4 protein-coding genes and 1 pseudogene are annotated in these 4,003 nt (G+C 63.7%); 1 reads left to right on the forward strand and 4 read right to left on the reverse strand.

Annotated elements, in window-relative coordinates; all coding sequences use genetic code 11:
- Window positions 1-370, forward strand: a pseudogene (locus tag EN991_RS26250) (endonuclease III); the annotation flags it as partial.
- A 1-nt stretch (window position 371) separates the two neighbouring features.
- On the opposite strand, the gene EN991_RS26255 reads toward EN991_RS26250, so the two are convergent.
- The 4 genes from EN991_RS26255 to EN991_RS26270 form a co-directional block, all read right to left on the reverse strand.
- Entirely contained in the window at window positions 372-1,880 is a 1,509-nt protein-coding gene (locus tag EN991_RS26255) for a tripartite tricarboxylate transporter permease (protein ID WP_063169001.1), read from the reverse strand.
- Window positions 1,881-1,890: 10 nt separating this feature from the next.
- A complete protein-coding gene (locus EN991_RS26260) occupies window positions 1,891-2,364 on the reverse strand; it encodes a tripartite tricarboxylate transporter TctB family protein (RefSeq protein WP_063169000.1) in 474 nt (157 codons plus the stop codon).
- Between the two features lie 74 nt (window positions 2,365-2,438).
- Window positions 2,439-3,416, reverse strand: coding sequence for a tripartite tricarboxylate transporter substrate-binding protein (locus tag EN991_RS26265; RefSeq protein ID WP_063168999.1), 978 nt, complete (start codon window positions 3,414-3,416; stop codon window positions 2,439-2,441).
- 175 nt (window positions 3,417-3,591) lie between these two features.
- Window positions 3,592-4,002, reverse strand: coding sequence for a DUF2214 family protein (locus tag EN991_RS26270; protein WP_245461082.1), 411 nt, complete (start codon window positions 4,000-4,002; stop codon window positions 3,592-3,594).
- Window position 4,003: the final 1 nt, after the last annotated feature.

The raw sequence follows: 4,003 nt of genomic DNA on the forward strand, positions 1-4,003 counted from the left end.
GCCCGGGGTCGGGCGCAAGACCGCCAATGTCGTGCTCAACATGGCCTTCGGCCAGCACACGATGGCGGTCGACACGCACATTCTTCGCATAGGCAACCGGCTCGGATTAGCGCCCGGCAAGACGCCGGAACAGGTCGAGCAGGGATTGTTGAAGATCATTCCGGACGAATATATGCGCCATGCACATCACTGGCTGATCCTGCATGGCCGCTACGTCTGCAAGGCGCGCAAGCCGGATTGCCCGGCCTGCGTCATCGCCGACATCTGCAAGGCCGAGGTCAAGACGACCGATGTGCCGGCACCGCTGGTGCCGATCGCACCGCTCGACCCGGTCGAAGAGGTTCAGGACCGAGGCGGAACGGCGGCGTAATTCAACTCTCCTCCACAAACACCTCTTCGCGCTTTTTCTTGACCGCCGGCAGGAAGACGACGGCGAGCACGGCGAGCGCTATGAGCAGCAGGCCGGCGCTGATCGGTCTGGTCACGAAGGTGCTCGGGTCGCCGCGCGAGAGAATCATGGCGCGGCGCAGATTTTCCTCGAGCAGCGGGCCGAGCACGAAGCCGAGCAGCAGCGGTGCCGGTTCGCAGCGCAGCTTGGTCAGGAGGTAGCCGAGGAAGCCGAAGAAGGCGACGGCGTAGAGATCATAGACGTTGCTGTTGACGCTGTAGACGCCGATCGAGCAGAACGCCATGATGATCGGGAAAAGCACGTAATAGGGGATCGTCAGCAGCTTCACCCAAAGCCCGATCAGCGGCAGGTTGAGGATGATCAGCATCAGATTGCCGATCCACATCGAGGCGATGATGCCCCAGAACAGCGCCGGCTGTTCGGTCGCGACATTGGGGCCGGGCACGATGCCCTGGATGATCATGGCGCCGATCATCAGCGCCATGACAGGGTTGGCCGGAATGCCCAGCGTCAGCATCGGGATGAAGGAAGTCTGCGCACCGGCATTGTTTGCCGATTCCGGTCCGGCGACGCCTTCGATGGCGCCCTTGCCGAACTCCTTCGGGTTTTTCGAGACGCGTTTTTCGACCGTGTAGGAGGCAAAGGCTGCCAGGATCGCGCCGCCTCCCGGCAGGATGCCGAGCGCTGAACCGATGATCGTTCCGCGCACGATGGGCGCTGCCATGCGCCGAAAGTCCTCGCGGGTCGGCATAAGGCCGGTGACCTTGCGGATCATCACGGAGCGCTCATCCTCGTTTTCGAGGTTGCGCAGGATCTCGGCGATGCCAAAGACACCGACCGCCACCGCAACGAAATTCAACCCGTCGGCATATTCCCGGATTCCAAGCGTGAAGCGCGGCGTGCCGGTGTAAATGTCGGTGCCGACAACGCCGAGCAGCAGGCCGAGCACGACCATGGCCAGCGCCTTGACGATCGAGCCGTGGGCGAGCGCGACGGACGAAACCAGGCCGACGATCATCAGCGAAAAATACTCGGCCGCGCCGAATTTCAGCGCGATCGCCGTCAGCGGCGGGGCAAAGATGGCGACGAGGAACGTCGAAACGGTGCCGGCAAAGAACGAGCCGATGGCCGCGATCGCGAGGGCCGCCCCGGCGCGGCCGTTCCTGGCCATCTGGTAGCCGTCGATCGCGGTGACGGCGGACGAGGATTCGCCGGGCATGTTGATGAGAATGGCGGTGGTCGAGCCGCCATATTGCGCACCGTAATAGATGCCGGCGAGCATGATGAGGGAGGAAACCGGGTCGCCGATCTGGAAGGTGATGGGCAAAAGCATGGCGATGGTCGCGGTGGCGCCGATGCCGGGCAGGACGCCGATCAGCGTGCCGAGAAGGACGCCGATCAGGCAGAAACCGAGGTTGGTCAGCGACGTCGCCGTCGAAAAGCCGAGCGCAAGGTTGTCGAGCAGATCCATGCTCATCGCCTTACGACACCAACCACGGGGCCAGCCACGGGCCGAAGCGGCGGAACGGCAGGCCGAGCGCGTAGCTGAAGACAAGGAATGCAAACAATGTCAGGCCGGCCGACAGCACGAGCGCGGTCAACGGCTTCATGCAGCGGCTGGCAAACGACGCGATCAGCGCCGTCAGGAAGATCGACGGGATGAATCCGAGGCCGCGCACCGTCAGGCCGAAGAAGATCGGAGCAGGCAGGATGAGCAGCATGCCGCGCCACGCAATATGCCCGACCGCTTCGCCCTCGACGCGTACAGCCTGGACGAGAATGACGGCGCCAAGCAGGACCAGCACGATCGCCAGGACCAGCGGAAAATAGCCTGGCCCCATGCGCAACGCGGTGCCGATTTCGAGGCCGAGCGATTGCAGCGCGAACCATGCGCCGAAACCGATGAACAGGGCGGCGCACAGGCCGTTGGCCCTGTCGATCGCGAAAGGTTTCATGATGGTTCTCCCAAGCCGCGGTGCGTAGCGGATGCCGAGCGAACAGGGGCGCCGGTGGCGCCCCTGTTCAAACCTCAGTCGGCATACTGGCCGGCGGCTTCGATGATCGGCTTCCAGCGCGCGATCTCACTTTCCAGCTTGGCCTTCAGTGCGGCGGGCGTCGCATCGGCCTCGGGCGATGGCTTGGTGCCGAGTTCGGCGAAGCGGGCCGCGACGTTCTGGTCCTTCAGCGCGACCTGAAGCGATTTCGACAGGCGTTCGGTGATCCCGGCCGGTGTGCCCTTGGGTGCATAGAGACCGTGCCAGATGCCGACCTGCACTTCGGGAAGGCCGCCTTCCACCGTCGTCGGGACGTCTTTCAGCACATCGAGGCGCTCCGGCGAGGTGACGGCATAGGCCTTGATGGTGCCGCCCTGGATCTGCTTGGTGGTGTTGGTCGTCTGGTCGCACATGATGTCGACCTGACCGCCGAGGAGATCGGTCATGGCCGGGCCGGTGCCCTTGTAGGGCACGGTGACCAGCGGCGTCTTGATGGCGCTCATGAACAGCATGCCGCACAGATGCGAGGCCGCACCGATGCCGGCATTGGCGACGGTTATGGAATCCTTGTTGGCCTTGGCGTACTCCACCAACCCCTTGAGATCGGTCGGCTCCAGGTCCTTGCGGCCGACGATGGTCATCGGCACCTCGGTGACGAGGCCGACATATTCGAAGGCGTTCAGCGTGTCGTAGGCGAGCTTTCTGTACAGCGTCGCACTTGTCGCCATGCCGATATGATGGAGCAGCAGCGTATAGCCGTCAGGCTCGGCGTTGGCGACGCGGCCGGCACCCAGCGTTCCGCCGGCGCCGCCGACATTCTCGACGATGACCTGCTGGCCGAGATCCTTCGACATCGCTTCGGCGACGAGGCGCGTGACCGTGTCGGTCGGACCGCCGGCGGCAAACGGTACCACAACGGTGATGGTTCGTTCAGGATAGGTCTGCGCGCTGGCCGCGAACCCATAAAGCGTGACGGCCGCGGCAGCAGCCAGAGCGGCGACAAATCTTCTCATCGTGATCTCCTCCCGGGATATGAATCTCCAACGCCGCGCGGATCTCCTCTCAACACCGGCTGCGCATGAAGCAACAACTAGGGCAAGCTAGCAAATAGCAACTGGGCGGCAAACTGCCGATATCCGCAAACATCCGCACTCGATGGGTGGATAATGTCGGAGGGTGATCGCCACCCTAGTAGCCGTAGCCGCGCGCCATCGCCGCGGCGAAGACCGGGATGAGCAGGAAGATGAAAGCTTCGGCGCGGATATAGGTCTTCACGGACGCAAGTTCGGTCGCCGGCACCTGGAACGAGGCATTGCCGCTCGCCTGCCTGTTCCAGGATATGAAGCGGACGGTCGGGATGATCGACAGCAGGCCGACAGCGCCGAACGCCGCTATCTTGGCCCAGAACACCCAGTTGTAGACGTAGAATTCCCAGCCCTTGAGGCCATAGAAGACGCGGCCGATGCCGACGACGATGATCAGCGCGGCGATGACGCCGTAATGGCGGTCGATGCCGGCGAGCCTCTTGAGCGTCGCAGCACCCAGGTCGCCGCGGATCAGGACGAATTCGGCGCCGATGATCCCCGCCAGCGCAAACACC

The organism is Mesorhizobium sp. M7A.F.Ca.US.005.03.2.1 (genome assembly GCF_003997795.1).
Classification (GTDB): Bacteria; Pseudomonadota; Alphaproteobacteria; order Rhizobiales; family Rhizobiaceae; genus Mesorhizobium; species Mesorhizobium ciceri.